We start from the raw sequence: 23,971 nt of genomic DNA, 5'->3' as shown, positions 1-23,971 counted from the left end.
ACTGATCTTGTGCGGCAGCTGATCAGATCGCTAACCTATTTCGTGCCATAGGCGCGGTCGCCGGCGTCGCCGAGACCCGGCACGATATAGGCGTTGCCGTCCAGCCCCTGGTCGATCGCCGCGAGCCAGATCGGAACGTCCGGGTGAATGCCGCGTATACGCTCAACACCTTCCGGCGCGCCGATGAGACACACCAGTCGAATGTCGTTTGCACCGCGCTCCTTCAGCCGGTCGACCGCGGCGACGGCGGAGTTCGCCGTTGCCAGCACCGGCGAGATCACGATCACCAGCCGCTCGTGCAGATCGCTCGGCGCCTTGAAGAAATATTCCACCGCAGTGAAGGTTTCCGGTTCGCGGTAAAGGCCGATATGCGCGATCCGAGCGGTCGGCACCAGATCGAGCATGCCTTCCGCAAAGGTCACGCCGGCACGCAGCACCGGCGCGAATACCAGCTTCTTGCCCGCGATCTGCGGTGACCTCATATGCGCAAGCGGCGTTTCGATTTCGATATCGGCCAGCGGCAGATCGCGGGTGACCTCGTAACAGAGCAGCATCCCGATCTCCTTGAGGAGTTCGCGAAACGACTTGGTTGAAATGTCTTTCTTCCGCAGCAGCGTCAGCTTGTGCTGCACCAGCGGGTGATTAACGATCGTAACGCCATCCATGTTTCTGACCTCGGATCTAAAAAACCGTGCCGTCGCTGATCACTTTCACCGGAGGCGACGCGTCGGGGCGGCGTTCGCGCGCCAGCCGTCGGCCCGCAGCCCACGTGCCGCCCTCGAGAATTTTCGCCAATGGCATCGATGTGGCATCGCGTCCAAGCCGGTGCCGCAATCCATCAGCGACGCGGTCGAGCAGCGCCACCGTCAGCGCACGCCATTCCACGACCAGAGGTGATGCTACCTCGTGTTCTTGTTGCGCCGCTTCTGCGTCGCGAAACGCGAGCACCCCGGTATCGACGAACAGTCCGCCATTGCGGTATTCGGCAAGGCCGGTCAGGCCATCGATATCGGTCACGCTGATGCCGGATGTCTGTAGCGGCTCGATGAGAGAGTACGCCAGCCATTGCGAGAGCTTGTGCAGCGGCACCAGGCCGCTGGTCGCATCCGCGGTCGTCAACGCCGGATGCCGCCAGCAGTCGCCGAGCGCGATCCCGCCAAGCGTCAGCCGCGATGGCCAGATCGGCCCGAGCCGTTGCAGCAATTCCGCTAAAATCGTCGGGGCAGGCAGCTTTCCACCTTCAGCCAGCATCGCAAGCCGGTCGAACAGGCCGCCGGGCCGCGGCGTGTCGTGGCTGCCGAATATTTCCGGTTTTGAGGCCACCAGCCGGCCTAGGCGACGCAACAGGTCGGCGCGGCCGTCCAACCCGACCAGCGGATTGGCATCCGAGACCTGCATGCCGCGCTCGAGGTCGGCAACGCCAAGATTCGCGAGCACGTCGGCATCGACGCGCAAGGGCTCAAGGGGCGCAGCCGAGAATGCGCCGCCCGTGAACATGGCAAGGCTGGCCAGCCCTAATCCTTCCGAACGGCCGATGGATGATCCGGATTTTGGATCGTGGTAGTGCCACGATGGACCAGCGCCGGCATCGAGGAAGACGCTGACGATGGCCAGATCGAATTCAGCCCGGGCACGGGCTGCGCGATCGGGCCAGCCGGTCCGGTCGGCGACAGCAGACCAACGGTCGTCTCCGTTGGTGACGAAGTGTCGCCAGCGCGAATGAAACGGTACGTCGAACAAAGGATAGGCTTCGCGCGTCGTTTCCAGCACCAGATCGATTGCGCCGTCCATGCGATCGAGGTCGATGCGGAAGTTCGGAAGTCTGTCTTCGAGGCCGATCGCGAGCATGCGGTGCGCGCGCTCGCGGACCGCCTTCGCACTTAGCAACGTCAAAGCCGCTGACGTCTCCGGATTTGCAAGGGACAAGGCCGCCGCCTCTCTCAATATTTTTCGAGCGAACGGCCGACCGGATTGTCCGGATCTTCTTGTGGCTCCGGTGTGTAGTAGCCGGCAGCCTTCTTTGCCGCGATTTCCACATGCGCGTCGGCCGGGATCATGTCGTCGGGGATAGGCACGCGCTCGACGATTTCAATACCCTGACCGGTCAGCGCGTCGTACTTCATGTCGCTCATGGAAACGAAGCGATCGATCCGCTTGAGGCCGAGCCAGTGCACCACATCCGGCATCAGCTGCTGGAATCGGGCGTCCTGCACGCCGGCGACACATTCGGTGCGCTCGAAATACTGAGCCGCGGCATCGCCGCCTTCCTGACGCTTGCGGGCGTTATAGACCAGAAACTTCGTGACCTCGCCGAGCGCGCGGCCTTCCTTGCGATTGTAGATGATGATGCCGAGCCCGCCGCCTTGGCCTGCGCGCGCGCATTCTTCGATGCCGTGAATCAGGTAAGGACGACAGGTGCAGATGTCTGAACCAAACACGTCGGAGCCGTTACATTCATCATGCACGCGGCAGGTTATCTTGGTGGAGTGGTCGGGCAGTTTGCTGACGTCGCCGAACAGATAGGCTGTCGTGCCGCCGATCGGCGGCAGAAAGACCTGCAGGTCGGGCCGTGTCACCAGTTCCGGAAACATGCCTGCGGTCTGTTCGAACAATTGTCGGCGCAGATTGTTCTCGGTGGTGGCGAAGCGCGCCGCCAGGCCGGGCAGATACCAGACCGGGTCGATCGCAATCTTGACGACGGAGACGCTGCCATTCTTGTGCACGACCTCGCCATCCTGCTTGAGCCGTCCGGCCTCGATCGCCGCTTGCAGTTCGGGCAGATCAAGACGGGCGCGCGTGATGGCGATACTCGGACGGATGTCGATGCCCTCGGTGATCTCGCTTGCGAAGTTTTCCGAGGCGAGATGTCCCCATGGGTCGAGCGAGACGATCCGCTGCGGCTCGGCCCATTGCGGAAACGGCCCGATTGTTTCAGCAGGGTGGGTGTTGGTGAGATCCGGACGTCGGATCGGGTCGAGGGCGCCAGACGAGACGGCGAGCGCGCGATAGACCGAATAGGATCCGCCATGCGTGCCGATCACGTTGCGGTCCGCCGGGCGCGACACGGTGCCGATCACCGGTCCACGTTCGCGCGCGCTAGGTGCGCCCCAGGTGATCGGGAATTTAAGCTTGGCACCCGGTGCCGGGTGCGACGTAATGCGAATATGATCAATCCGATTGGAACGAGTCATCGCCACGAACCCTGAAACGGCGACGGCCCGCCTAAATAGACGGGCCTGGTCACCAATAATTAAATCTCAGCAGCGGTTGCGGCTGAGACAGTAGTATAATCAGATTTCGAGCGAGCACAACGGCGATTTGAACGCGGCGCCGGTGGGCTACCGGCCGTTAACCCTTTCAGCGCGGGAAGGGCTGCCGGTTGTTGCGCCGCCACAAGTCATCGCCGAAACGGCGGGATCATTCGTCGTGCGCTCCGCGCACTCGATCAGGCGGGGTCGCGCGGCCCGTACCAAGACCCGTCGCTTCGTTGCGTTGGCGATCATTGCCGCATCAGAACTTCCGATCGCAACTGGCGAGCAGAAACGCAGAACTGACGTGCGTCACGCGAGCTGTCTGCGGAATTGACTTCGTGTGAACCAAAACTTTAACTGCTGACTTCGATCGAGTCCGACAGGACTCCAAGCTCCGCAGGCTGCTTCATTTTCATGCAAGCGCCGCCTCAAATGGAAGCATCCAGAAAGTTATCCATGCGCGTCATCAATGTTGCCGCCGCCCAGTTGGGCCCGATCCAGAAAGCCGACAGCCGCGAAGCCGTCGTCAAGCGCATGATCGCGCTGATGGATGAAGCCAAGGCGAAGGGCGCCGATCTGATCGTCTATCCGGAGCTCGCCCTCACCACGTTCTTTCCGCGCTGGTACATGGAGGATCAGGCCGAGGTCGACGCGTGGTTCGAACGCGAGATGCCGAATGCGGCGACAAGAGCTTTGTTTGAGCGAGCCGCCCATCACAAGATTGCAATGAATTTTGGCTATGCCGAACTGACGCCGGATGGCCATCATTTCAACACCTGCATCCTCACCGACAAGTCTGGAAAAATTGTCGGCAAGTACCGCAAGGTTCATCTGCCCGGTCATTCGGAGTTCGACACGAAACGCGCGTTCCAGCATCTGGAGAAACGCTACTTTGAGCCGGGCGACCTCGGTTTCGACGTCTGGCGCGCCCTCGGCGGAATCTTCGGCATGGCCGTCTGCAACGACCGGCGCTGGCCGGAGACCTATCGCGTGATGGGCCTGCAAGGCGTCGAGATGGTGCTGATTGGTTACAACACCCCCTCGGTCAATGCCGAGAAGAGCGAGGAGGGGCCCGAGAAGCGGCTGTTCCACAATCGGCTCTCCGCGCAGGCCGGCGCCTACCAGAATTCGACCTGGGTCGTATGCGTTGCCAAGGCCGGCGTCGAAGATGGCCATCCCTTGATCGGCGGCAGCCTGATCGTCGATCCGGACGGCGAGATCGTCGTCGAAGCCAAGACCGAAGAGGACGAACTGCTGGTTCACCCCTGCGATCTTGACGCCACTATCTTTGGCAAGAACACGATCTTCAATTTCGCGCGCCACCGCCGCATCGAGCATTACGGCCTGATCACCAGCCGCACCGGCGTGGTGCTGCCTCCGGAAAACTAGATGTCCGGTATCTCCTTCCGCGAACTTGATCCGCACGACCGGTACAAGTTGCTGTGCGGGGTGGTCGTGCCGCGGCCGATCGCGCTGGTCACGACACTTGACGAGAACGGTAGCGTCAACGCGGCGCCGTTCAGCTTCTTCAACGTCTTCTCCGAAGATCCACCGCTCGTGGTGCTCGGCCTGCAACACAAGGCCGATTTCAGCCCCAAGGACACCACGCGCAACATCCACCGCAGCGGGCAGTTCGTCGTGCATTTAGTGGACGAGGCGCTGGCGGCAGCCATCAACGATTGCGCGATCGACTTTCCCTCCGGTGACAGCGAAGTGGAGGCGACGGGGCTGAAGACATTGCCGTCGATCGATATTGACGTGCCGCGATTGGCCGCGGCGCCTTTCGCGCTCGAGTGCCGACAGCACGTCGCACTCGCCTTCGGTCCCGGCCGCGAGCTTCTTGTTGGGGAGGTGCTGCGCCTGCACGCGCGCGAGGGCCTGATCGACTATGAAAAGATGTATGTCGATTTCGATGTATACCGACCGATCGGGCGCTTGTTCGGCAATCTCTACGCTGCCCAGCGCGATACCTTTGCGCTGACGCGTGAAAGCCACGCGCAGTGGCTCGCGCGCAACGGAGCGGCCGAAACGTCCGACCAAAGTCAGTGATGCGAGAACTGCACGGTGCCCAGCGCCATGGTCACGGCTGCCTGGGTCGGATCGATCACGGGAATCCCGAGCGCCTGCTCCAGCGGCCGGCGGTGACGCGCCATGCCGGCACAGCCCATCACGATGGCGCCGGATCCGTCTTCGTCCTTGAGCGCGCGTCCGACCTCGATCATCTTCGCGAGCGTTCCTTCGCCCGACGCCGTCTCCGCCACGCTCATGTTGAGCGGCCGCTCCCTGGTCAGACGATCCATCAGGCCCATCTGCCTGAGGTAACGGACATGGCGGCGGATCGAGCGCTGCGCGATCGCAATGACGCCGAAGGTCTCGGCGCGCGCGAGCGCCGTCAGCACGCCGCATTCGGCGATGCCGAATACGGGTCGGTCGGTGGCTTCGCGGCAGACATGCAGACCCGGATCGCTGTAGCAGGCAATGACGAAGGCGGCCGAATGGTTGTCGCCTTCGACGAGGCGGCGCAGCGGCATCGCCACGCCGTCGACGTCGGCCTGGCTCTCGATCCCGTAGGGGCCCTCGGCCAGCGTTTCGCAGACGATCTCCGGTCCGCCTTCAAAGTCGAGCGGCTTCAAGGCTTGCTCCAGCCCTTGCGTCACGAGCTGGTTGGAATTGGGATTGATGACAAGAATGCGTGGCCGGGACATGGTGTTTTCCTGCGGGATGACGCGTCGGCCGATACGGTCAGACGACGCGCAACTGGACGGCAATGGAAGCAATGACCATGCCATCCAGTAATGCATGGTCCACTGTCTGCTGCGAAAGCGCAAGGGAGTGTAACGGCACGATCTGTGCTTTTATCCGGCGAACGCAAGACTTAGGATTCAGGACTTAGTAGTTGGGGAGTTTGCCATGACCGAGCCCGCCTACGACCTTCTCATTCGCGGCGGACGCGTCGCGACTGTGAGCGACGTGTTCGAGGCCGACGTCGCCATTTCCGGTGAGACGATCGTCGCCATCGGACGCGGGCTACAGGGCGCGCGGCGGGAGATCGACGCGCGGGGCAAGCTGGTGCTGCCCGGCGGTGTCGACAGCCACGCCCATATCGAGCAGCTGTCGGCCGCAGGTATCGTGAACGCCGATACGTTCGAGAGCGCGACCGTCTCGGCGGCTTTCGGCGGCACCACCACCGTGATCCCGTTTGCGGCCCAGCACGTCGGCATGAAGCTGCCGCAGGTGCTGGAGGAGTATCATGCGCTCGCGCGAAAGGGCGCGGTGATCGACTACGCCTTCCACATGATCATCGCCGATCCGACCAGGGAAACGCTGGAAGCGGATCTGCCTGCGCTGATCAAGCAGGGCCATGGTTCGATCAAGATCTTCATGACCTATGATCGCCTGAAAATCGACGACGAACCGCTGCTGGACATTCTGCTTGCGGCGCGCGACGGCGGCGCGATGCTCTGTGCGCATGCCGAGAACCACGGGATTATCTCCTGGATGGTGAAGCGGCTGCTGGCGCGCGGCTATACCGATCCAAAATATCACGCGATCAGCCACGCCCGCGTCTCGGAAGCGGAGGCCTTCAACCGGCTGATCGGCATGGCCGCGCTGATCGACCAGCCGATCATGATCTTTCACGTGTCGACAGCCGAAGGCGCCAAGGTGATCCGCGATGCGCGCGGGCAGGGGTTGAAAGTGTTCGCGGAGACTTGCCCGCAATATCTCTTTCTCACCGCCGACGATCTCGACAAGCCCGGCGTGGAAGGCGCCAAATGGATGTGCAGCCCGCCGCCGCGCCGCGCGGCCGACCAGGAAGCGCTGTGGCAGGCGCTTGCGCTCGGCGATCTCCAGACCGTGTCGTCCGATCACGCGCCGTACCGGTTCAATGAGACCGGAAAATTGCGCGCCGGCCCCAACCCGAATTTCAAGCAGGTGGCGAACGGTCTGCCCGGCCTCGAGGTCCGCCTGCCGCTGCTGTTCGACGCCATGGTTTCGAAGGGCCGATTGGGCCTCGAAAAATTCGTCGAGCTGACCGCGACCGCGCCGGCAAAGATCTACAATCTGCATCCGCGCAAGGGCTCGGTCGCGGTTGGCGCCGATGCTGACATCGCGATCTGGGACCCGCAGCGCGAGGTCACGCTGAGCGACGCGATGATGCATGATCTGGCGGGCTATACGCCGTTCGCCGGCCGCAAGCTGCGCGGCTGGCCGGTCACGGTGCTATCGCGCGGGCGCGTGATTGTCGCGGACGGCAAACGTTCGGTCGAAGCGGGCTCCGGGCGTTTCCTTCCGCGCACGGGAGGCGAGGCGGCGAAACCGACCGGTCGATTGGTATCCGATATGGACCCCGAGCAGAATTTCGGTGCGAGGCTGCTGTGATCCGTCCGCTGCGACGCGTTCGGATTAAACGATGAGAATCCTTGTCTTCGGCGGCACCGGTTTCGTCGGGCTCAATATTGCCGCGGCGCTACTGGCGCGCGGTCATGCGGTGACATTGTTCGACCGCGCGGGCTTGCCACCTGACGCAATGAAGGATTTTGCGTCTCACGGCGATCGGCTGACCGCTATCCAGGGCGATGTGACGGATAGTCAAACCGTGGAATCGGTGATCGCCAGGGGTTATGACGCCATCATTCTGGGAGCCGCGATCACCGCCGGGCCGGAGCGCGAGGCGAGCGATCCCGAGACTATCTTACGGGTAAACCTGCTGGCTCAGACGCCGATCCTGATCGCGGCGCGAAGCCGCGGCGTTAGACGCATCGTCAATCTGTCGTCTGCGGCAGCCTACGGTATGAGCGCATTCCGGAACGTGCTGCTCGATGAAGAAACGCCCTGTGATCCGGCCTCACTCTATGCCATCACCAAATTCGCGTCCGAGAAGGTCGCTGCGCGCCTGGCTGGTCTTTGGCAACAGGAGATCATCAGCGTGCGGCTGAGCGCCGTGTTCGGGCCGTGGGAGCGGAGCAACGACGTGCGTGACACGCCAAGCCCGCAGGCGCAGATTCTGACCGCGATGCAGGAGGGGTACGAGGCCGTTCTATCGCGTCCAGGCGTCAGGGACTGGATCTATGCCGTGGATGTCGCGGAGGCCGCGACAGTGCTGATCGAGGCCGCGAAGCCGAAGCATCAGCTCTATAACATTTCAACCGGCGTGGAATGGTCGGCGTTGCAATGGGGCCAAGAGCTTGCTGCGTTGCACCCGGGCTTTGTTTGTCGGCTGACGGATGCCGGTGAAGTGGCAACGGTCGACCTGCATAGTCCGGCCGACCGGGCACCGCTTTCGGTCGCGCGCATGGCAGAGGAGTTTGGCTGGCGCGCACGGTTCGGCTGCACGGACTCGGTTGCCGATCTGAGCCGCTGGTGGACCGGGCATCGAGGGGGAAACCTGACATGAGACTGGCAGGGCGGACCGCGATCGTGACGGGCGGCGGCTCCGGCATCGGCCGAGCCAGCGCAGTGCTTTTCGCGAAGGAAGGTGCCTTTGTTGCGCTGGTCGATCGCGACGGCGCGGGCTTGCAGGAGACGCTGGCGGCGATCGACGGCGTGAAGGGCGAAGCATCTCTCCATGTCGGCGATGTCGGCGAGGCCGATTTCGCGAACGACACCGTGGGCGATGTCATGGCCCGGCGTGGCCAACTCGATGTGCTGATGGCTGCTGCAGGCTTTTCCTGCGGGGGCACGGTGCTGACCACCGATCCCGCCGATTGGGACGCGGTGTTCCGCACCAATGTCGGCGGCACCTGGCTTTGGTCGCGAGCGGCGGTGCCCGAGATGCAGCGGCGGGGCGGCGGCTCGATCATCACGCTGGCATCGCAGCTCGCGGTCGCCGGCGGCAAGGGCAACAGCGCCTATATCGCCGCGAAGGGGGCCATCATCAGCCTGACTCGAACAATGGCGCTCGACTTCGCCACCGACGGCATCCGCGTCAATGCGATCGCGCCGGGTGCCATCGACACACCAATGCTACGGCGCAGTTTTGCCCGTCACGCCGACCCCGAGCCGGTGCGTGAAGCATCGCGCAACCGCCATGCCATGAAGCGGTTTGGCAAACCGGAGGAGGTGGCCGAGGCCGCGCTCCATCTTGCCAGTGATGCGTCTTCCTTTACGACCGGTACCGTGATGGTGGTCGACGGCGGTTGGCTCGCGGCATGAACAGCGCCCTGATCGCTCTCGAAGCCCAGGTTCGCGCCGATCTTGCCAAGACCGCGCATCCGAATGCTGCGTGGCTGACGCCCAAGCTCGGGCCGGACGGCAGACCGGCATTGGACGTGCTCGTGGTGGGCGCCGGGCAATCGGGTCTCGCGACAGCGTTCGGGTTGATGCGTTCGCAAGTGAGCAACATCCTTGTGCTCGACAAAGCGGAGGAGGGACAGGAAGGACCGTGGCTCACTTACGCTCGCATGCATACGCTGCGCAGTCCGAAGCATTTCACCGGGCCCGATCTTGATATCCCGAGCCTGACCTACCAGTCCTGGCACGAGGCACGCTTCGGTGAGGAGGATTGGCGGAATCTCGACCTGGTTTCGCGCGAGCTTTGGGCCGAGTATCTGCTCTGGTTCAGGCGCGTCGTGGATCTGCCGGTGCGCAATGGTTGCGAGGTCATCGAGATATCGCCCGCGGCCGATGGATTGCTTGCGGCCAAGATGCAGACCGCTGACGGCGTCGACACTGTTTTTGCACGGAAGATTGTGCTGGCGACGGGGCAGGAAGGTATGGGCGACTGGAGCATTCCGGAGCCGTTGCGCCATCTGCCGTCTTCAGTGTGCGCGCATGCGGCGCAGCCGATCGACTTCGTGGGCTTGCGCGGCAAGCGGGTTGCGGTGATCGGTGCCGGCGCCTCGGCCTTCGACAATGCCGCGGCGGCACTGGAGGCTGGCGCGGCAGAGGTGCATCTGTTTTGCCGCAGGGCGGAGATCCAGGTGATCCAGCCCTACCGTTGGCTCACCTTCCGCGGCTTCCTTCGACATTTTTGCGATCTGGATGATGCCTGGCGCTGGCGCTTCATGCGCGCCGTTCTGGAGATGCGGGAAGGCTTTCCGCAAGCGACCTACGATCGTTGTGCCCGCCATTCAAATTTTCACCTGCAGGAGGGCGCACCGATCGAAGCCGCCAGGGAAACGGCTCGCGGTGTCGAATTGCAGACGCCGAGGGGTGTGTTCGCAGCCGACTTCGTGATTTGCGGCACCGGTATCGACATGAATTTTGCAGGCCGGCCCGAGCTGCGAAACTGCGCCGCCAACATCGCGACCTGGGCCGACCGCTATCAACCGCCGCCGGACGAGCGCAGCCCGCGGCTCGGGCGTTTTCCCTATCTCGCTGATGACTACGCGCTGATGGAGCGCGTCGCCGGTGAAACCCCCTGGATTGCGGACATCCATGTCTTCGCGATCGCCTCCACCATGAGCTTTGGTGCTTCGGGCTCGTCGATCAATGCGATGACCACGGCGGTGCCGAAGCTGGTGCATGGGTTGACGCGCGGCCTGTTTCGCGCGGACATCGAACGGCACTGGGCTTCGTTCAAGGCGTACGACGTGCCGCAGGCAGTCGTCGCGCGGCAAATGCCGGCCGCGAGCGAGAAACGGTGAAACAATTTTCGATGATGCTGGGAAGCTCGGCTCACACCTACTATGCTTGCGCTTCCGGCGGGTCCGGTTGGCATATCCCTTGCTTTAAGTTGATGTTCTCATTCAGAAAATAAACGTGGCAAACAGGGAATAAGTCCGATGAGCGTTACAGTATCCAGGCGTCTGCTTACGGTGGTTGCCTCCATCGCTTTCTCACTGGCGGCTGGATCGGTGCAGGCGCAAACGCGCGCCGAAACGTTGCGCTACGTGACCGGAGCGTCGGTCAACACACTTGATCCCAATATTCCGGGTTCGACCCGCGAAGCCTTCGCGGTGAGTTTGAGCACTTACGACCGGCTGGTCTCCTTCGGCCGCAAGCAACTCAACGGCAAATGGGTGTTTGACCTCGGCAAGATCACCGGGGAGTTGGCGGAATCCTACGAAGTCAGCCCGGACGGGTTGAAGATGACATTTCGCCTGCGCAAGGACGCCAAGTTTCAGGACGGCACGCCGGTCACGGCGGAAGATGTCAAATGGTCGCTTGACCGGGTCGTCACGGCGCCGGTCCTCGGCAAGGCGCAACTCCTCACGGGATCGATGACGTCAGCCGACCAGTTCAAGGTGATCGATCCCCTGACCATCGAGGTGACCCTGCCGAAACCGGACAAGCTGGCGCTTCCCAATCTCGCTACCGTCTATCCGATCATCTTCAACTCCAAGGTTGCGAAGGCACATGCGACGGCGGACGATCCCTGGGCACTGGCATGGTTGAAGGAGAACACGGCCGGCAGCGGCGCCTACAAGATCGAGACCTTCAAGCCGGGTGAGCAGGTGATCATGGCCCGCAACGCGGAATGGAATCGCGGCACCGCCGACAAGTCCGCGTTCTTCAAGCGCGTCATCGTGCAGTCGGTGCCGGAGCCGGCGACACGCGCCAACCTGGTCGAGCGCGGCGATGCCGATCTCGTCATCGATCTGCAGGCGAGTGATGTCCAGTCGCTTGAGGCAAAGGCCAAGCTGAAGGTGATCTCGACGCCCCAGTATAATGCCGTCACTTTCATCTCGATGAACAATCAGATCCCGCCTTTCGACAACGTCAATGTGCGTCGCGCCATCGGCTTTGCGTTGCCCTATGACGACATGTTCAAGGCAGCACTCTTCGGCCGCGGCTCGCCGCTGTTCGGCGCGACATGGGCGGATGGCAAGCCAACGAGCGGCGCCTATCCGATCCCGCAGCCTGTGAAGCTCGACCTCGAGAAGGCCAAGGAATATCTGAAGGCGGCAGGCATGCCGGACGGCTTCTCGACCACGTTCAGCTTCAATGTCGGCCAGGCCTCGACCGCCGAACCGATGGCTGCCTTGGTGAAGGAATCGCTGGCCAAGATCGGCGTCAAGGTCGATATCCAGAAGCTGCCGGACGCGCAGATGTCGACGCAGATCAATGAGAAGAAGCTTCCCTTCTTCACCGAGGGCATCGTCGCCTGGCTGCCGTCGACCGACTATTTCTACCGCAATTTCTACACCGGCAATCAGCGCTGGAACTACTCATCGATCAACAATCCGGAACTAGTGGAGATCGCGCAGAAAGCCCGTTTCGAACCCGATGCGGCCAAGTATGAGGAAGACGGCGTAAAGCTCAACGCCATCCATTTCAGCGAGATACCGCAGATACCGCTCTGGCAGCCCAGCCAGGACGCCGTGATGGCGCCCTCGGTCGAGGGCTACACCTACCAGTTCCACCGCCAGGTGGATTATCGCGATCTCAATCGCAAGTAACCGGTAGGTCAGATGGCGGCCTTTGGAGCAACGGTGATACGGGCGGGCAGGCGCTTCCTGTCCTCGCTGCCGGCGCTCTTTGGCGTGCTCGTCTTCACCTTCCTGCTGATGCGGGTGCTGCCGGGCGATCCTGCGGTGTTCTTCGCTTCCGGGCCGAATGCCGGCAAGGAGGAGATCGAAGTCATCCGCAAGCAGATGGGCCTCAACAAGCCGGTGCCGGAACAATTGATGCTGTATCTCTATGATGTCGGCAGCGGCAATCTCGGTAGATCGATGATGACCGGGCAGTTGGTCACGAAAGATCTCCGCGAGCGGCTGCCGGCCTCGCTGGAACTCACCTTCACGGCATTGTTGATCGCGTTGCTGTCGGCGGTGCCGCTCGGTGTGTTGGCCGCCCTGAGACAGGGCTCCATCATCGATCATGGCGTGCGGTTTTTCTGCGCGCTCGGCGTCTGTGTGCCGACGTTCGTTTCGGGCCTGCTGCTGATCTATGTCTTCTATTATCTGCTCGGGCTTGCGCCCGACCCGACCGGCCGGGTCGATATCTTTGCGTCGCTGCCGCCAAGGCGGACCGGCTTCCTGTTGATCGATTTCCTGCTCGCAGGCGATTTTGATGGATGGTGGGCCGCCTTCAGGCAACTGATCTTGCCGGCGCTGAGCATGGCGCTGTTTGTGGTGGCGCCGCTGGCGCGCATCACGCGGGCCTCGATGCTGGTCTCACTTGGGAGCGATTTCGTGCGCACCGCGCGTTCCGTAGGCCTTCCCTGGTGGCGGGTCGTCGTCACTTATGCGCTAAGGAATGCCATTCTGCCGGTCATCACCATCGCAGGCATCGTGTTCTCGACCATGCTCGGCGCCAATGTCCTGGTCGAGAAGGTGTTCTCCTGGCCGGGCGTCGCTTCCTACGCGCTCGATGCGTTGCTCTCGTCCGATTATGCGCCGGTACAGGGCTTTGTGCTGCTGATGGCGACCGTGTTTGTGATCGTCAACCTGCTGGTGGATATCCTTTATGGCATTGCCGATCCACGGGTGACGATCGGATGACCAGCGCAACGCTTCGCCATGCCGGCTGGATTTTGCGCGGCAACCCGCTCACCGCCGTTGCCGCTGCAGGCGTCTTCCTGCTTACGCTGATCGCGATTTTCGGGCCGTGGATCGTGCCGTATGATCCGATCGTCTCGAACGTTTCGCAAGCCCTGATGCCGCCGAGCGCGGCACACATCGCCGGCACTGATCAGCTCGGCCGCGACGTGTTCAGCCGCCTTATCGTCGCGGCACGGCTCGACCTCGCCATCGCCGTCTCGGCGGTTGGAATCTCCTTTGCCATCGGCGCCGTCATCGGTGCGATCTGCGGCTATACCGGCGGCCGGCTCGATCGCGGCGTCGGCCGCTTCGTCGACGTCGTGATGGCCTTTCCGCTTTTCGTGCTGGCCATGGCGATGGTCGCAGCGCTCGGCAATCGGGTCGAAAACATCGTCATCGCGACCGCTATCATCAATCTGCCGTTCTACATCCGCTTTGCGCGGGCGGAGGTGAATGTCCGTCGCAATGTCGGCTGGGTCGAAGCGGCGCGCGCCTGCGGCGACAGCCACCTCTCGGTCGTGCTGCGCTTCCTATTGCCGAACGTGCTGCCGGCCATGGCGGTGCAAATATCGCTCAATCTTGGCTGGGCGATCCTCAATGCCGCCGGACTTTCCTTTATTGGCCTCGGCGTCAAACCGCCGACGCCGGAATGGGGCATCATGGTTGCGGAGGGCGCGCGCTTCATTTCCACCGGCAAATGGTGGCTGGTCGCCTTTCCGGGCCTGGCGCTGATGCTGACGGTGCTGTGCTTCAACCTGCTCGGCGACGGGGTGCGCGATATTCTCGACCCCCGCATGCGAACATGACCTCATCGCTGTTGGCATTAAGCGACCTGCACGTCACCTTCTCGACACGGCGTGGCCTTGTCGAGGCGGTGCGTGGTGTCACGCTGACGCTCGGCGAGGGCGAGATGCTCGGCCTCGTCGGCGAGAGCGGCTCGGGCAAGTCCGTCACCGGCTTTGCGATCACGCGGCTGCTCGATGCGGCCGGGCGGATCACGGCAGGCGACATCCGGTTTCGCGGGCAGGACATCACGCGGATATCGGCGGGTGATTTCCGCCATTTGCATGGTGCGGCGATGGCGATGATCTTCCAGAACCCGCGTGCAGCGCTCAATCCGATCCGTGCCGTCGGGGACCAGATCGCTGATGCGATAACGGCCCATAAGCGAATGCCCCGAGGTGAAGCGCGCGCGCAGGCGCTGGAGCTGCTGCGCGCCGTGCAAATTCGCGATCCCGAAAAGCGGATGGCCGCTTACCCGCACGAGCTCTCCGGCGGCATGTGCCAGCGCGTGATGATCGCCATGGCGATTTCCTGCAATCCGGCGCTGCTGATCGCCGACGAGCCGACCACCGGCCTCGACGTCACGACGCAGAAGGTCGTGATGGACCTTCTGACCGGGATTGCGGCCGAGCGCGGCATGGCGACCATCCTGATCACCCATGACCTCGGTCTCGCCGCGCGCTACTGTCGCCGCGTCGTGGTGATGGAGCAGGGTCGGCTGGTCGAGGAGGCCGAACCGAAAACTCTCTTCCGCGCGCCACAGCACCGCTACACCAAACGCCTGGTGGCGGCTTCGCCCACGGCGAATTCCCGGATTGCGGACCTGGTGCCGGAAGAGGAGAGGGGGCGGCGCATTGCGATGCAGGTCGCGCCCAGGCCGCGGCCTGCGCCGGGTACGCCGCCGCTGCTGGAGGTGCAGAAACTCGCAAAGCGGTTCGATCAGGGCGCCCCGGCGGTAGCAGACTTTTCCATGATGATCAGCGCCGGCGAGAGCGTCGGTCTGGTTGGCGAATCCGGCTCCGGCAAGAGTACGACGTCGCGCATCATCTGCCGGCTGATCGACCCGAGCGAGGGGGAGATCGCGTTCGAGGGACAGTCGATCGGCCACATCCCCGCGCGCGATTTTCACCGGTCGCCGTTTCGCAGGGATATCCAGATCGTCTTTCAGGATCCGAATGACAGCCTCAACCCGCGTTTCACCGCCTTTGACTGCATCGCCCATCCGCTGCTTCGGCTTGGTGGCATGCGCGCGGGCGACGCCTTGCGGGAGCGGGTGGAGGAGTGCGCGCAGCGCGTGGGACTGGAGATCGAATTGCTGACGCGCTTTCCGCATCAGCTCTCAGGCGGCCAGAAGGCCCGCGTCGGCATCGCCCGCGCCATCGCCTGCCGGCCGCGCCTCCTCGTGCTGGATGAGCCGACGGCAGCGCTCGACGTCTCGGTGCAGGCGGTGGTGCTGCAACTGCTCGACCGGCTGCGGCGCGAGGACAATTTGGCCTTCCTCTTTGTCAGCCACGACCTCAACGTCGTTCGCATGATGTGCGATCGAACCATCGTGCTGCAAAACGGCCGCATCGTCGAACAGGGCGAGAGCCGCGCGATGTTCGACAATCCCAAAACCGCTTACACACGCGAGCTGGTCGAAGCCGTGCCGCATATCGAGCCGGAACTGGCTGAGTTCGCGACCTGAGATCACTGACCGTCACGACGCCCGCAAGAAGCCGCTTTCGCTCGATCGATTGCAGCCGCACTCCGCTGCGTCCAATGGCATACAGGCGCCTGCGTTACCGGGTGACTACAAATTATGCAATTCGAGCTAAAAAGGCGGCAGATGGCACCGCGGTGCTCAATCGAACAGGGCAGCAGCGCTGTCGCGATTGGAGTGCGCCGCAACGATGCGCTGCATCATATCGACGAATACGGCTTGCTCCCTTTCGCTTAAGTTATCGAGCGTAGCGCGGTGCGCGGCCCGCGCCGAGGTCTCGATTTTTGCCAGAAGCGCTGCTCCCGCCGGCGTCAATCTACAGAGCCGCGCGCGGCGGTCCTCGTCATCTACGGCTCTCTCGACAAAGTTGCGCGCTGCCAGCCGCTTGAGCGCTCCGGTCGTCGTCGTCCTGTCCAGCGCAATATCGGCCGCCAACGTGGTCTGATCGGCGGTTTTCCGCACCGCAAGCGCCGAAAGCAGGCTGTATTGCAGCGGCGTCACCTCGAATTCTCCGCACGCTTCCTGGAACAGCGCGACGTGAATCTGATGCAGCCGCCGGATCAGAAAGCCCGGTCGTTCTGACAGCGGCCACGGGCGATGCCTGGTCTCGCCATGACGCTTTTTTGCTTTCCGCAACGCACTCTCCCCGCCTCGGAATATCGATGCGATTAGCTCGATTCGATGGGCTTCGCCACGGGAAGATCATGGCATGAAGTTTGCTCTTGTAAAATACGAAGTATGCTTCGTATTCTGGCGACGGCGGGGTAACGCCGCCGGCGAAGACAGGAGAGATTGTTCATGTCGATCAGCGCCACCTTCGACCAGCTTCTGCGCGGCGGCCGCGTGATCTGCCCGGCCTCCGGCATCGACGGGATCAAGGACGTCGCCATTCGCAACGGCAAGATCGCGGCGGTGCAGAGCGACATTTTGCCGACCAGCGCCAGAGAAGTGATCGATGTGACCGGCAAGCTGGTATTGCCGGGTCTCATCGATACCCACGCGCATGTCTATCAGTATGTCACCGGCCGCTTCGGCATGAATGCCGACATGGTGGGCGTCCAGTCCGGTGTGACGACGCTGGTCGATCAGGGTGGCCCGTCCTGCATGACGCTGCCCGGCTTCCGGCACTTCGTCGCCGAGCCTGCGAAATCGCGCGTTTACGCCTTCCTGTCGGCCTACCTGGTGGGCGGGCTCGAGGGCCATTACTATCCCAAGCTCTACAGCCCCGATGGCGTCGATATCGACGCTACGGTGAAGTCGGCAACGTGCAATCTCGACATTGTTCGCGGCATCAAGGCTCATGCTGAGATTGGTGGTTTCGCGCGTTGGGGCATTCGCGTCATCGAAATGGCGGCCGAGATCGGACGACGCGCCGATCTGCCGGTCTATGTGCATTTTGGTCAGCTCTGGGGCCTGCCCGAAAGCGGCACCAACGGCGAAGATGTCGACACAATTCTGGCGCGCGTGATTCCTTTGCTGCGAGAGGGCGACGTGCTGGCGCATCCGTTCACGCGCCATCCCGGCGGCTTCGTCAACCGTGAGGGTGAAGTGCATCCGGTGATTCAGGCGGCGCTCGATCGCGGCCTGAAGGTCGACGTCGGTCACGGCAGCCATTTCTCCTATCGCCTCGCCAAGAAAGCGATCGCCGCCGGCATTATTCCCACCACGCTCGGTGCGGACATTCACGGTTACAACACCCATGTGCCTGCGCCTGCCGGCACCCCGGACCAGCATGAGGACGACGAAAATCATCCCTTCGCCGGCCAGGCCAAGTTCAGCCTCGTTCAGGCGATGAGTTCGATGATGGCGCTCGGGCTTTCGCTTGAGCAGGTCGTACCGATGGTCACGTCCAACCCGGCCAAAATGCTCGGCCGTGCTGACGAAATCGGCGCCCTGAGGATTGGCAGGGAGGCCGACGTCTCGGTGATCGGGGAGCGAACCGGACGATTTGTCCTTCGCGACAACGAGAACAATGAAGTAATCGCCGAGCGTCTGCTGCAGCCTGAGTTCTGTCTGCGCGCCGGTGCGCGATACGACGCAGTAGCGCCAATTCTGCCGCAGGCCGTTGCAGCGTAGGAAGGTCCGCGTCAGTTCGATCGGGGAGAACGTCACCGTGCGCAATGAGCGCGAGTTTCCTTCCGCAGACGGAGCGGGCGCCGGACAAGGCGTCGGCGCGCGGCTACCGCGAAAGGAAGACGATCGGTTGATGCGTGGCCGCGGCCAGTTCGTGGCCGACATTCGCCTCGCCGGGTTGCAGGACGTCGCGTTTGTGCGCAGCCCTTTGGCGCATGCGCTGATCCGCGGCATCCACGTGCCGGAGCGCTATCGCGGCTGCGTTTTCACCGCGGCGGATCTTACCGGCGTCAATCCGATCCGCGCGGTGTCGGGGTTGCCGGGATTCAAGATTTCCGAGCAGCCGGTGCTTGCCACTGGCAAGGTGCGTCAGGTCGGCGAACTCGTCGCCATGTGCGTGGCGCCGACGCGTGCCGAAGCCGAGGACATTGCGGCGGCGGTGACGCTCGATCTCGAAGAGCTTCCTGCCGTCTATGACATGCTAAGAGCGCGCGAGCCGGGTTCGGCGCTGGTGCACGAGCATTGGGGTGATAACGTTTTTCTCGAAACCAATTTCGAGGTCGACATCTCCAGGGCGTTCGATGCGCCGATCAAGGTGTCGCGCGAAATATCGACCGCGCGGCAGTGCATGTCGCCGCTCGAGGGGCGCGGCGTGGTCGCGACCTTCGATCACCGCCTCGACCAGCTCACGCTCTATTCCTCAGCCCAGATGCCGCACATCACGCGCAGCGGTCTTGCCGAGTGCCTCGGCATGGAGCAGGGCCGAATCCGTATCGTTTCGTCTGACGTTGGCGGCGGCTTCGGACACAAGGGAATCTTGCTCCCGGAAGAAGTCTGCCTTTCCTGGTTGACGATGCGTCGCGGCCATCCGGTGCGCTGGACCGAGGATCGCCGAGAGCATCTCACCGCCAGTTCCAACTGCCGCGAGCACCATTACAAGATCACCGTCTTTGCCGATCGCGACGGACGGCTGCGGGGCATCGACTGCGAAGCGACCGTCGATTCCGGCGCTTACTCGTCCTATCCGTTCTCGGCGTGCCTTGAGGCGGCACAGGTCGCCAGCATCCTGCCGGGACCTTACTTGATGCCGGCCTATCGCTGCCGGACGTTTTCGGTCGCCACCAACAAGTGTCCGATCCTGCCGTATCGCGGCGTGGCGCGTACCGGCGTCTGCTTCGCGCTGGAACTGATGCTCGATCTGGTCGCGGTTGAAGCGGGGCTGGAGCCGGGCGAAGTGCGCCTGCGCAATCTGGTGCAGCCCGAGCAGATGCCGTTCGACAACATCACGAAGAAACACTTCGACAGTGGTGATTATCCCGAGGCGATGCGACGGGCGCTTGCGTCCATTGACGTCGAAGGTGTGCGGGTACGCCAGCGCAAGGGTGAGGCCGACGGGCGCCGGATCGGCGTCGGCGTCTCGATCTATTGCGAGCAGGCCGCGCATGGCACGTCGGTCTATTCCGGCTGGGGCATTCCGATGGTGCCCGGCCACGAACAGGCGTCTGCGCGCTTGACACCGGACGGTGGCCTCGAACTGAGGGTCGGTGTGCATTCCCACGGGCAAGGCATGGAGACGACGCTCGCGCAGGTCGCTCACGAGATGCTGGGCGTCGACGTCGCCAAGGTGCGCCTGATCCTCGGCGACACGGCGATGACGCCGTATTCGACCGGCACCTGGGGCTCGCGCTCGATGGTGATGGCGGGCGGCGCGGTCGCAACTGCCTGCCGCGAGTTGGGCGAGCGCGCCAGACGCATCGGTGCCAAGCTGTTGCAGCACGATCCGGCTGCGGTGGTGCTGCAGAACGGCGAGGTTCGCGGCGTCAACGGCAGCGTTACCTTGAAGGAAATCGCCCACACCTGGTATCGCCGGCCGCAGGATCTGCCGCCCGATGTCGATCCGGGGGGACTGGAAGTGACGTCGGGCTACAAGCCGCAGCGCGATAGCGGAACCTTCAGCTATGCCGCGCATGCCGCGGTCGTCGCGGTCGATCCCGATCTCGGAGAAATCGAAATCCTCGACTACGTCATCGTTGAAGATGGCGGTGTTCTCGTCAATCCGATGGTCGTGGATGGCCAGATCTATGGCGGCCTGGCCCAGGGCATCGGCACCGCGCTGTACGAGGAGATGCCGTTCGACGCGGCCGGTCAACCGCTGGCGACGACGCTCGCGGATTATCTGCTGCCTGGGCCCACCGAAGTGCCGGCACCGCGTCTCGATCACATGGAGACGCCGTCGCCCTATACGCTGTTCGGCGTAAAGGGCATCGGCGAGGGTGGCGCGATCGCCCCCCCGGCCGCGATCGCCAACGCCGTCAACGACGCCCTGCGCCCGCTTGGCGTGGAACTGATGCAGTCGCCGATTACGCCGTATCGCGTCGTCGAGGCGGTTCTGGCCGCGCGCGAAGCAGAAAGGCCGGCGGCATGAAACCGGCGCCTTTCGGCTACGAACGCCCACGCGACTTGCAGGCGGCACTTGCCGTGCTCGGCGAGGCCAAAACTTCCGCCAAGATCATCGCCGGCGGCCAGTCGCTCGGTCCCATGCTCAATCTGCGGCTGGTCGAGCCGCAGTTGATTGTCGACATCACCGGTCTTGCCGAGCTCAAGCAGGTCGAACGTCGTGGCGACGAACTCGTGCTCGGGGCCTGCGTTACCCACGCCGACGTCGAGGACGGACGTATTCCGGACGTCACGCGCGGCGCCATGCAGCGCGTCGCCGGCAACATCGCCTACCGCGCCGTGCGCAATCGCGGCACGGTCGGCGGATCGCTCAGCCATGCCGATCCTGCGGCAGACTGGGTGTCCGCGCTGTCGGCGCTGGGTGCGCGATTGACGCTGCGAAGCGGCGCGGGCGCGCGGATGGTGGCGATGGAGCATTTCATCGTCGGTGCGCTCGAATCTGCGCTGCGCGATGGCGAGATCGTCGAGACCATTCACGTCCCGGCGATGCGTGCATCGGCGCACTGGGGCTACGCCAAGAGTTGCCGCAAGACGGGCGAGTTCGCGCATGCGATCGGCGCGATCCTGATCGACCCGAGCGCCGCATCCGCCCGCGTGGTGATCGGTGCGATCGATTCCGCGCCGATTGTCATCACGAATGCGGCGGAATTATTCGGCGGCCGCATTGCCGGCGACTACAAGGATCGCTTCGACGCGCGCGTAGCTGATGTCATGCTGGCAACGGCGGGCGTCTCGAACGCGGCGCATCGCCATATTCATGTGAACGTGCTCAAGCGTGCGGTCCGCGAGGCCGCCGCATGAACATGATCGCACTCACCGTAAACCAGCGAGCGGTGCAGGCCTTGGCCGAGCCGCGTACCAACCTCGCGGACTTCGTTCGCGATAAGCTGGATCTGACCGGTACGCATCTCGGCTGCGAACACGGCGTCTGCGGGGCGTGCACGGTGCTGCTCGACGGCGAGCCGGCGCGTTCGTGCATCACCTATGCGGTGGCTTGCGAAGGCGCAGAGGTCACCACGATCGAAGGACTCGACGAGGACAACATTACGACAGAGCTTCGCGCGGCCTTCACCCGCGAGCATGCCCTGCAATGCGGCTATTGCACGCCGGGAATGCTGGTCTCCGCGCGCGATCTGGTGCTGCGCCTGCCGCACGCCGACGAGCGCCTGATCCGCGTCGGATTGAGCGGCAATCTGTGCCGGTGCACCGGCTATGTCGGCATCGTGCGGGCCGTCCGGTCCGTGATCGAGGCGCGGCGCGCCCGCGATATCGCGCCGACGCCGGATGGAGGACGAAAGATCCTGGGTCCCGTCGGCTCAGGTCGAAGCGACGCGGACCGGGCCGAACGCATGCGATCGGTCGGAAGCGAACAAACGTCGCCTGAAACGGCCAGTTCGGTTTCTGCGATTCCGGACTTCGTCCCGGCCACCGTTCTGAACCAGCATTTTAGCGTTGCACATCCGCCTGAGCAGGTATTTGCGATGTTCGACGACATCGCAGCCATCGCAGCCTGCCTTCCCGGCGCGTCGTTGACGGCGCCCCCGAAGCCGGAGCGCGTCGAGGGTGCGATCCGGGTCAGGATCGGTCCGATTGCCGCGACATTCCAAGGGGCCGCACGCGTCGAGCGAAGCCTCGCCGATATGTCCGGCCGTATTGTCGGCATCGGTAACGACCGGCGCAGCCGGTCTTCGACGCAGGGCGAAATTCGCTATCGGCTGGTGCCGATCGAGCAGGGGACGCGCGTCGATCTTTCCATCGGGTACACGCTGACGGGCATGCTGGCGCAGGTCGGAAGGCCGGGGCTGGTGCGCGATCTCGCGGCTCGACTGATCGCGGAGTTCGCCAGCAATCTCGACCGCCGCCTGTCGGGTACGTCACCGGGTGACGCCACGGCGGCCGAGCTGAATGGAATGGCGCTCGTTTTCAGCCTTTTGCGCGCGCGGGTCGCGGGTTGGGTTGGTCGTTTCGCGTCCAGCAAGGACGGGGCGACGTGATGGATCGAAGTCTTCGCGTGATGCGGAAACGACGGGGTTTGGACTGCGGATAGATGAACAGCGTGAGATTGGAGAACCACATGACACGGACTTTCAGACTTGTTCCGACGATAGCGCTGGCGGTCGCCTTGCTGGGTGGTACCGCCAACGCTCAGACGATCAAGATCGGCGTCAATGAACCCCTGACGGGCGCGTTCGCCGCGTCCGGTACCTACGTCGTCAACGGCGCCAAGATCGCGGCTGATGAGATCAACGCAAAGGGCGGCATTCTCGGCAAGAAGCTCGAACTCGTCATCGAGGACAACAAGAGCAATCCGACCGAGGCGGCCGCCGTCGCCGAAAAACTGATCACGAGCGACAAGGTGCCGGTGCTGATGGGAGCATGGGGCTCGAGCCTGACGCTTGCCGTGATGCCCAAGCTGATGGAATACGAAACACCGATGGTGGTCGAGACCTCTTCGTCGGGCAAGATCACCACGACTGGCAATCCCTACATCTTCCGTATCTCGCCGCCGTCGGCGATCGAGGCCGCGGCGTTCAAGGGGATCGTCGACAAGCTCGAATTGAAGAAGGTCGATTTCCTCGTCATCAACAATGACTGGGGTCGCGGTACCGCTGAAGACTTCAGCAAGATGATGAAGGAAAAGGGGATCACGGTCGGAGCTATCGAAACCATGGATCAGGGCGCCCAGGATATGAGCGCGCAGCTTTCCAAGCTGAAGGGCACCGATTCCGAGACCATCATCGTGACAACGGCGGTGGACCAGCTCACGCTGATCTTCAAGCAGGCGGCAGCCCTCGGCCTCAAGAAGCGCATCATCACCACCGGGGGCTCGCAGAATCCGGATCAGATCATTGCGCAGGCGGGTGCCGCCGCCAACGGCACCATGCACCTGACGACCTTCCTGCCCTGGTTTCCCGAGAAGACGCCGAACCCGGAGGCGACCAGCTACTTCATCGCCGAATGGAAGAAGCGCGGCTACGACTTCGCCGGCTGCACCGAGAGTTTTCGTGGCTATGACGGTATCCGTACCGCGGCGGCGGCGATCGAGAAGGCGGGCAAGGCGGAGCCTGCGGCGATCAAGGCGGCACTTTGGGACATCAAGGTGAAGGGCCTGAACGGCGACATCGTGTTCCGCAAGTCCGGTCCCGAAGGCAAGGAAAGCGGCCAGAGCCAGCCAAACGTCTATCTGATCGAAATCACCGACGGCAAGATCGGCATGAAGACACTTTGACGTCACGTGACTGACCGTCGAGGGCCGCCGGCAGGCGGTGGCCCTCGGGCGG

Annotated in this window: 20 protein-coding genes; 15 read left to right on the top strand and 5 right to left on the bottom strand. The window is 63.3% G+C overall.

Going from position 1 to position 23,971, the window contains the following annotated elements; all coding sequences use genetic code 11:
- Positions 1 to 35: 35 nt before the first annotated feature.
- The 3 genes from upp to KIP88_RS09490 are packed head-to-tail and all read right to left on the bottom strand — an operon-like array spanning position 36 to position 3,191.
- Positions 36 to 665: a uracil phosphoribosyltransferase gene (gene upp / locus KIP88_RS09500; protein WP_214487632.1), complete on the bottom strand. Its 630-nt coding sequence runs from the start codon at positions 663 to 665 to the stop codon at positions 36 to 38.
- Positions 666 to 681: 16 nt separating this feature from the next.
- Complete coding sequence (locus tag KIP88_RS09495) at positions 682 to 1,926, bottom strand: URC4/urg3 family protein (RefSeq protein WP_283848503.1); 1,245 nt, start codon at positions 1,924 to 1,926, stop codon at positions 682 to 684.
- A 14-nt stretch (positions 1,927 to 1,940) separates the two neighbouring features.
- On the bottom strand, positions 1,941 to 3,191 hold the full coding sequence (locus KIP88_RS09490) for a GTP cyclohydrolase II (protein WP_214487631.1): 1,251 nt from the start codon (positions 3,189 to 3,191) through the stop codon (positions 1,941 to 1,943).
- Between the two features lie 516 nt (positions 3,192 to 3,707).
- Between KIP88_RS09490 and KIP88_RS09485 the strand changes: the two genes are divergently transcribed.
- The gene (locus KIP88_RS09485; RefSeq protein ID WP_214487630.1) at positions 3,708 to 4,640 is read left to right on the top strand and encodes an N-carbamoyl-D-amino-acid hydrolase; all 933 of its coding nucleotides are present in this window, start codon (positions 3,708 to 3,710) and stop codon (positions 4,638 to 4,640) included.
- Positions 4,641 to 5,300 (top strand): flavin reductase family protein, encoded by a 660-nt coding sequence (locus tag KIP88_RS09480; protein ID WP_214487629.1) that lies wholly within the window; start codon positions 4,641 to 4,643, stop codon positions 5,298 to 5,300. It abuts the gene before it with no gap.
- Here KIP88_RS09480 and KIP88_RS09475 read toward each other — a convergent pair.
- Positions 5,294 to 5,956: an aspartate/glutamate racemase family protein gene (locus KIP88_RS09475; RefSeq protein ID WP_212420487.1), complete on the bottom strand. Its 663-nt coding sequence runs from the start codon at positions 5,954 to 5,956 to the stop codon at positions 5,294 to 5,296. The two genes, KIP88_RS09480 and KIP88_RS09475, sit on opposite strands and share 7 nt — an antisense overlap.
- Before the next feature lie 205 nt (positions 5,957 to 6,161).
- On the opposite strand from KIP88_RS09475, the gene hydA reads away from it, so the two are divergent.
- The 8 genes from hydA (at position 6,162) to nikE (ending at position 16,145) form a co-directional block, all read left to right on the top strand.
- Positions 6,162 to 7,631, top strand: coding sequence for a dihydropyrimidinase (gene hydA, locus KIP88_RS09470; protein WP_214487628.1), 1,470 nt, complete (start codon positions 6,162 to 6,164; stop codon positions 7,629 to 7,631).
- 31 nt (positions 7,632 to 7,662) lie between these two features.
- Positions 7,663 to 8,646 (top strand): NAD(P)-dependent oxidoreductase, encoded by a 984-nt coding sequence (locus tag KIP88_RS09465; protein ID WP_214487627.1) that lies wholly within the window; start codon positions 7,663 to 7,665, stop codon positions 8,644 to 8,646.
- The gene (locus KIP88_RS09460; RefSeq protein WP_214487626.1) at positions 8,643 to 9,404 is read left to right on the top strand and encodes an SDR family oxidoreductase; all 762 of its coding nucleotides are present in this window, start codon (positions 8,643 to 8,645) and stop codon (positions 9,402 to 9,404) included. Before KIP88_RS09465 ends, KIP88_RS09460 begins: the two co-directional genes overlap by 4 nt.
- The gene (locus KIP88_RS09455) at positions 9,401 to 10,837 is read left to right on the top strand and encodes an NAD(P)-binding domain-containing protein (RefSeq protein ID WP_214487625.1); all 1,437 of its coding nucleotides are present in this window, start codon (positions 9,401 to 9,403) and stop codon (positions 10,835 to 10,837) included. The genes KIP88_RS09460 and KIP88_RS09455 overlap by 4 nt, the downstream gene beginning before the upstream one ends.
- A 138-nt stretch (positions 10,838 to 10,975) precedes the next feature.
- The gene (locus tag KIP88_RS09450) at positions 10,976 to 12,592 is read left to right on the top strand and encodes an ABC transporter substrate-binding protein (RefSeq protein ID WP_214487624.1); all 1,617 of its coding nucleotides are present in this window, start codon (positions 10,976 to 10,978) and stop codon (positions 12,590 to 12,592) included.
- Positions 12,593 to 12,604: 12 nt separating this feature from the next.
- A complete protein-coding gene (locus tag KIP88_RS09445; RefSeq protein ID WP_214487623.1) occupies positions 12,605 to 13,636 on the top strand; it encodes an ABC transporter permease in 1,032 nt (343 codons plus the stop codon).
- Positions 13,633 to 14,481, top strand: a complete 849-nt coding sequence (locus KIP88_RS09440; RefSeq protein ID WP_214487622.1) for an ABC transporter permease — start codon at positions 13,633 to 13,635, stop codon at positions 14,479 to 14,481. Before KIP88_RS09445 ends, KIP88_RS09440 begins: the two co-directional genes overlap by 4 nt.
- Positions 14,478 to 16,145, top strand: a complete 1,668-nt coding sequence (gene nikE / locus KIP88_RS09435; protein WP_214487621.1) for an ABC transporter ATP-binding protein — start codon at positions 14,478 to 14,480, stop codon at positions 16,143 to 16,145. The genes KIP88_RS09440 and nikE overlap by 4 nt, the downstream gene beginning before the upstream one ends.
- Before the next feature lie 156 nt (positions 16,146 to 16,301).
- Here the strand turns inward: nikE and KIP88_RS09430 are convergent, their stop codons facing one another.
- Positions 16,302 to 16,796, bottom strand: a complete 495-nt coding sequence (locus KIP88_RS09430) for a MarR family winged helix-turn-helix transcriptional regulator (protein WP_249790645.1) — start codon at positions 16,794 to 16,796, stop codon at positions 16,302 to 16,304.
- 162 nt (positions 16,797 to 16,958) lie between these two features.
- Between KIP88_RS09430 and KIP88_RS09425 the strand changes: the two genes are divergently transcribed.
- The 5 genes from KIP88_RS09425 to KIP88_RS09405 all read left to right on the top strand — a co-directional run bounded on the left by KIP88_RS09425 (position 16,959) and on the right by KIP88_RS09405 (position 23,919).
- Positions 16,959 to 18,236 (top strand): amidohydrolase/deacetylase family metallohydrolase, encoded by a 1,278-nt coding sequence (locus tag KIP88_RS09425; protein WP_214487620.1) that lies wholly within the window; start codon positions 16,959 to 16,961, stop codon positions 18,234 to 18,236.
- Positions 18,237 to 18,366: 130 nt separating this feature from the next.
- Positions 18,367 to 20,658, top strand: coding sequence for a xanthine dehydrogenase family protein molybdopterin-binding subunit (locus KIP88_RS09420; protein WP_249790697.1), 2,292 nt, complete (start codon positions 18,367 to 18,369; stop codon positions 20,656 to 20,658).
- Positions 20,655 to 21,491 (top strand): xanthine dehydrogenase family protein subunit M, encoded by an 837-nt coding sequence (locus KIP88_RS09415; protein ID WP_214487618.1) that lies wholly within the window; start codon positions 20,655 to 20,657, stop codon positions 21,489 to 21,491. The genes KIP88_RS09420 and KIP88_RS09415 overlap by 4 nt, the downstream gene beginning before the upstream one ends.
- Complete coding sequence (locus tag KIP88_RS09410) at positions 21,488 to 22,684, top strand: 2Fe-2S iron-sulfur cluster-binding protein (protein ID WP_214487617.1); 1,197 nt, start codon at positions 21,488 to 21,490, stop codon at positions 22,682 to 22,684. The genes KIP88_RS09415 and KIP88_RS09410 overlap by 4 nt, the downstream gene beginning before the upstream one ends.
- Positions 22,685 to 22,764: 80 nt before the next feature.
- Positions 22,765 to 23,919 (top strand): ABC transporter substrate-binding protein, encoded by a 1,155-nt coding sequence (locus KIP88_RS09405; RefSeq protein WP_214487616.1) that lies wholly within the window; start codon positions 22,765 to 22,767, stop codon positions 23,917 to 23,919.
- Positions 23,920 to 23,971 lie beyond the last annotated feature (52 nt).

It is taken from the genome of Bradyrhizobium sp. SRL28, assembly GCF_018596315.1.
Lineage (GTDB): Bacteria > Pseudomonadota > Alphaproteobacteria > Rhizobiales > Xanthobacteraceae > Bradyrhizobium.
The sequence above is the reverse complement of the archived record's forward strand: the minus strand, read 5'-3'. Positions and strand labels throughout refer to the sequence as shown.

Bases quoted from the DNA above. Each gene is read 5' to 3' on its own strand.
- upp (WP_214487632.1), bottom strand. From the start codon at position 665: ATGGATGGCGTTACGATCGTTAATCACCCGCTGGTGCAGCACAAGCTG.
- KIP88_RS09490 (WP_214487631.1), bottom strand. From the start codon at position 3,191: ATGACTCGTTCCAATCGGATTGATCATATTCGCATTACGTCGCACCCG.
- KIP88_RS09485 (WP_214487630.1), top strand. From the start codon at position 3,708: ATGCGCGTCATCAATGTTGCCGCCGCCCAGTTGGGCCCGATCCAGAAA.
- KIP88_RS09480 (WP_214487629.1), top strand. From the start codon at position 4,641: ATGTCCGGTATCTCCTTCCGCGAACTTGATCCGCACGACCGGTACAAG.
- KIP88_RS09475 (WP_212420487.1), bottom strand. From the start codon at position 5,956: ATGTCCCGGCCACGCATTCTTGTCATCAATCCCAATTCCAACCAGCTC.
- hydA (WP_214487628.1), top strand. From the start codon at position 6,162: ATGACCGAGCCCGCCTACGACCTTCTCATTCGCGGCGGACGCGTCGCG.
- KIP88_RS09465 (WP_214487627.1), top strand. From the start codon at position 7,663: ATGAGAATCCTTGTCTTCGGCGGCACCGGTTTCGTCGGGCTCAATATT.
- KIP88_RS09460 (WP_214487626.1), top strand. From the start codon at position 8,643: ATGAGACTGGCAGGGCGGACCGCGATCGTGACGGGCGGCGGCTCCGGC.
- KIP88_RS09455 (WP_214487625.1), top strand. From the start codon at position 9,401: ATGAACAGCGCCCTGATCGCTCTCGAAGCCCAGGTTCGCGCCGATCTT.
- KIP88_RS09450 (WP_214487624.1), top strand. From the start codon at position 10,976: ATGAGCGTTACAGTATCCAGGCGTCTGCTTACGGTGGTTGCCTCCATC.
- KIP88_RS09445 (WP_214487623.1), top strand. From the start codon at position 12,605: ATGGCGGCCTTTGGAGCAACGGTGATACGGGCGGGCAGGCGCTTCCTG.
- KIP88_RS09440 (WP_214487622.1), top strand. From the start codon at position 13,633: ATGACCAGCGCAACGCTTCGCCATGCCGGCTGGATTTTGCGCGGCAAC.
- nikE (WP_214487621.1), top strand. From the start codon at position 14,478: ATGACCTCATCGCTGTTGGCATTAAGCGACCTGCACGTCACCTTCTCG.
- KIP88_RS09425 (WP_214487620.1), top strand. From the start codon at position 16,959: ATGTCGATCAGCGCCACCTTCGACCAGCTTCTGCGCGGCGGCCGCGTG.
- KIP88_RS09420 (WP_249790697.1), top strand. From the start codon at position 18,367: ATGCGTGGCCGCGGCCAGTTCGTGGCCGACATTCGCCTCGCCGGGTTG.
- KIP88_RS09415 (WP_214487618.1), top strand. From the start codon at position 20,655: ATGAAACCGGCGCCTTTCGGCTACGAACGCCCACGCGACTTGCAGGCG.
- KIP88_RS09410 (WP_214487617.1), top strand. From the start codon at position 21,488: ATGAACATGATCGCACTCACCGTAAACCAGCGAGCGGTGCAGGCCTTG.
- KIP88_RS09405 (WP_214487616.1), top strand. From the start codon at position 22,765: ATGACACGGACTTTCAGACTTGTTCCGACGATAGCGCTGGCGGTCGCC.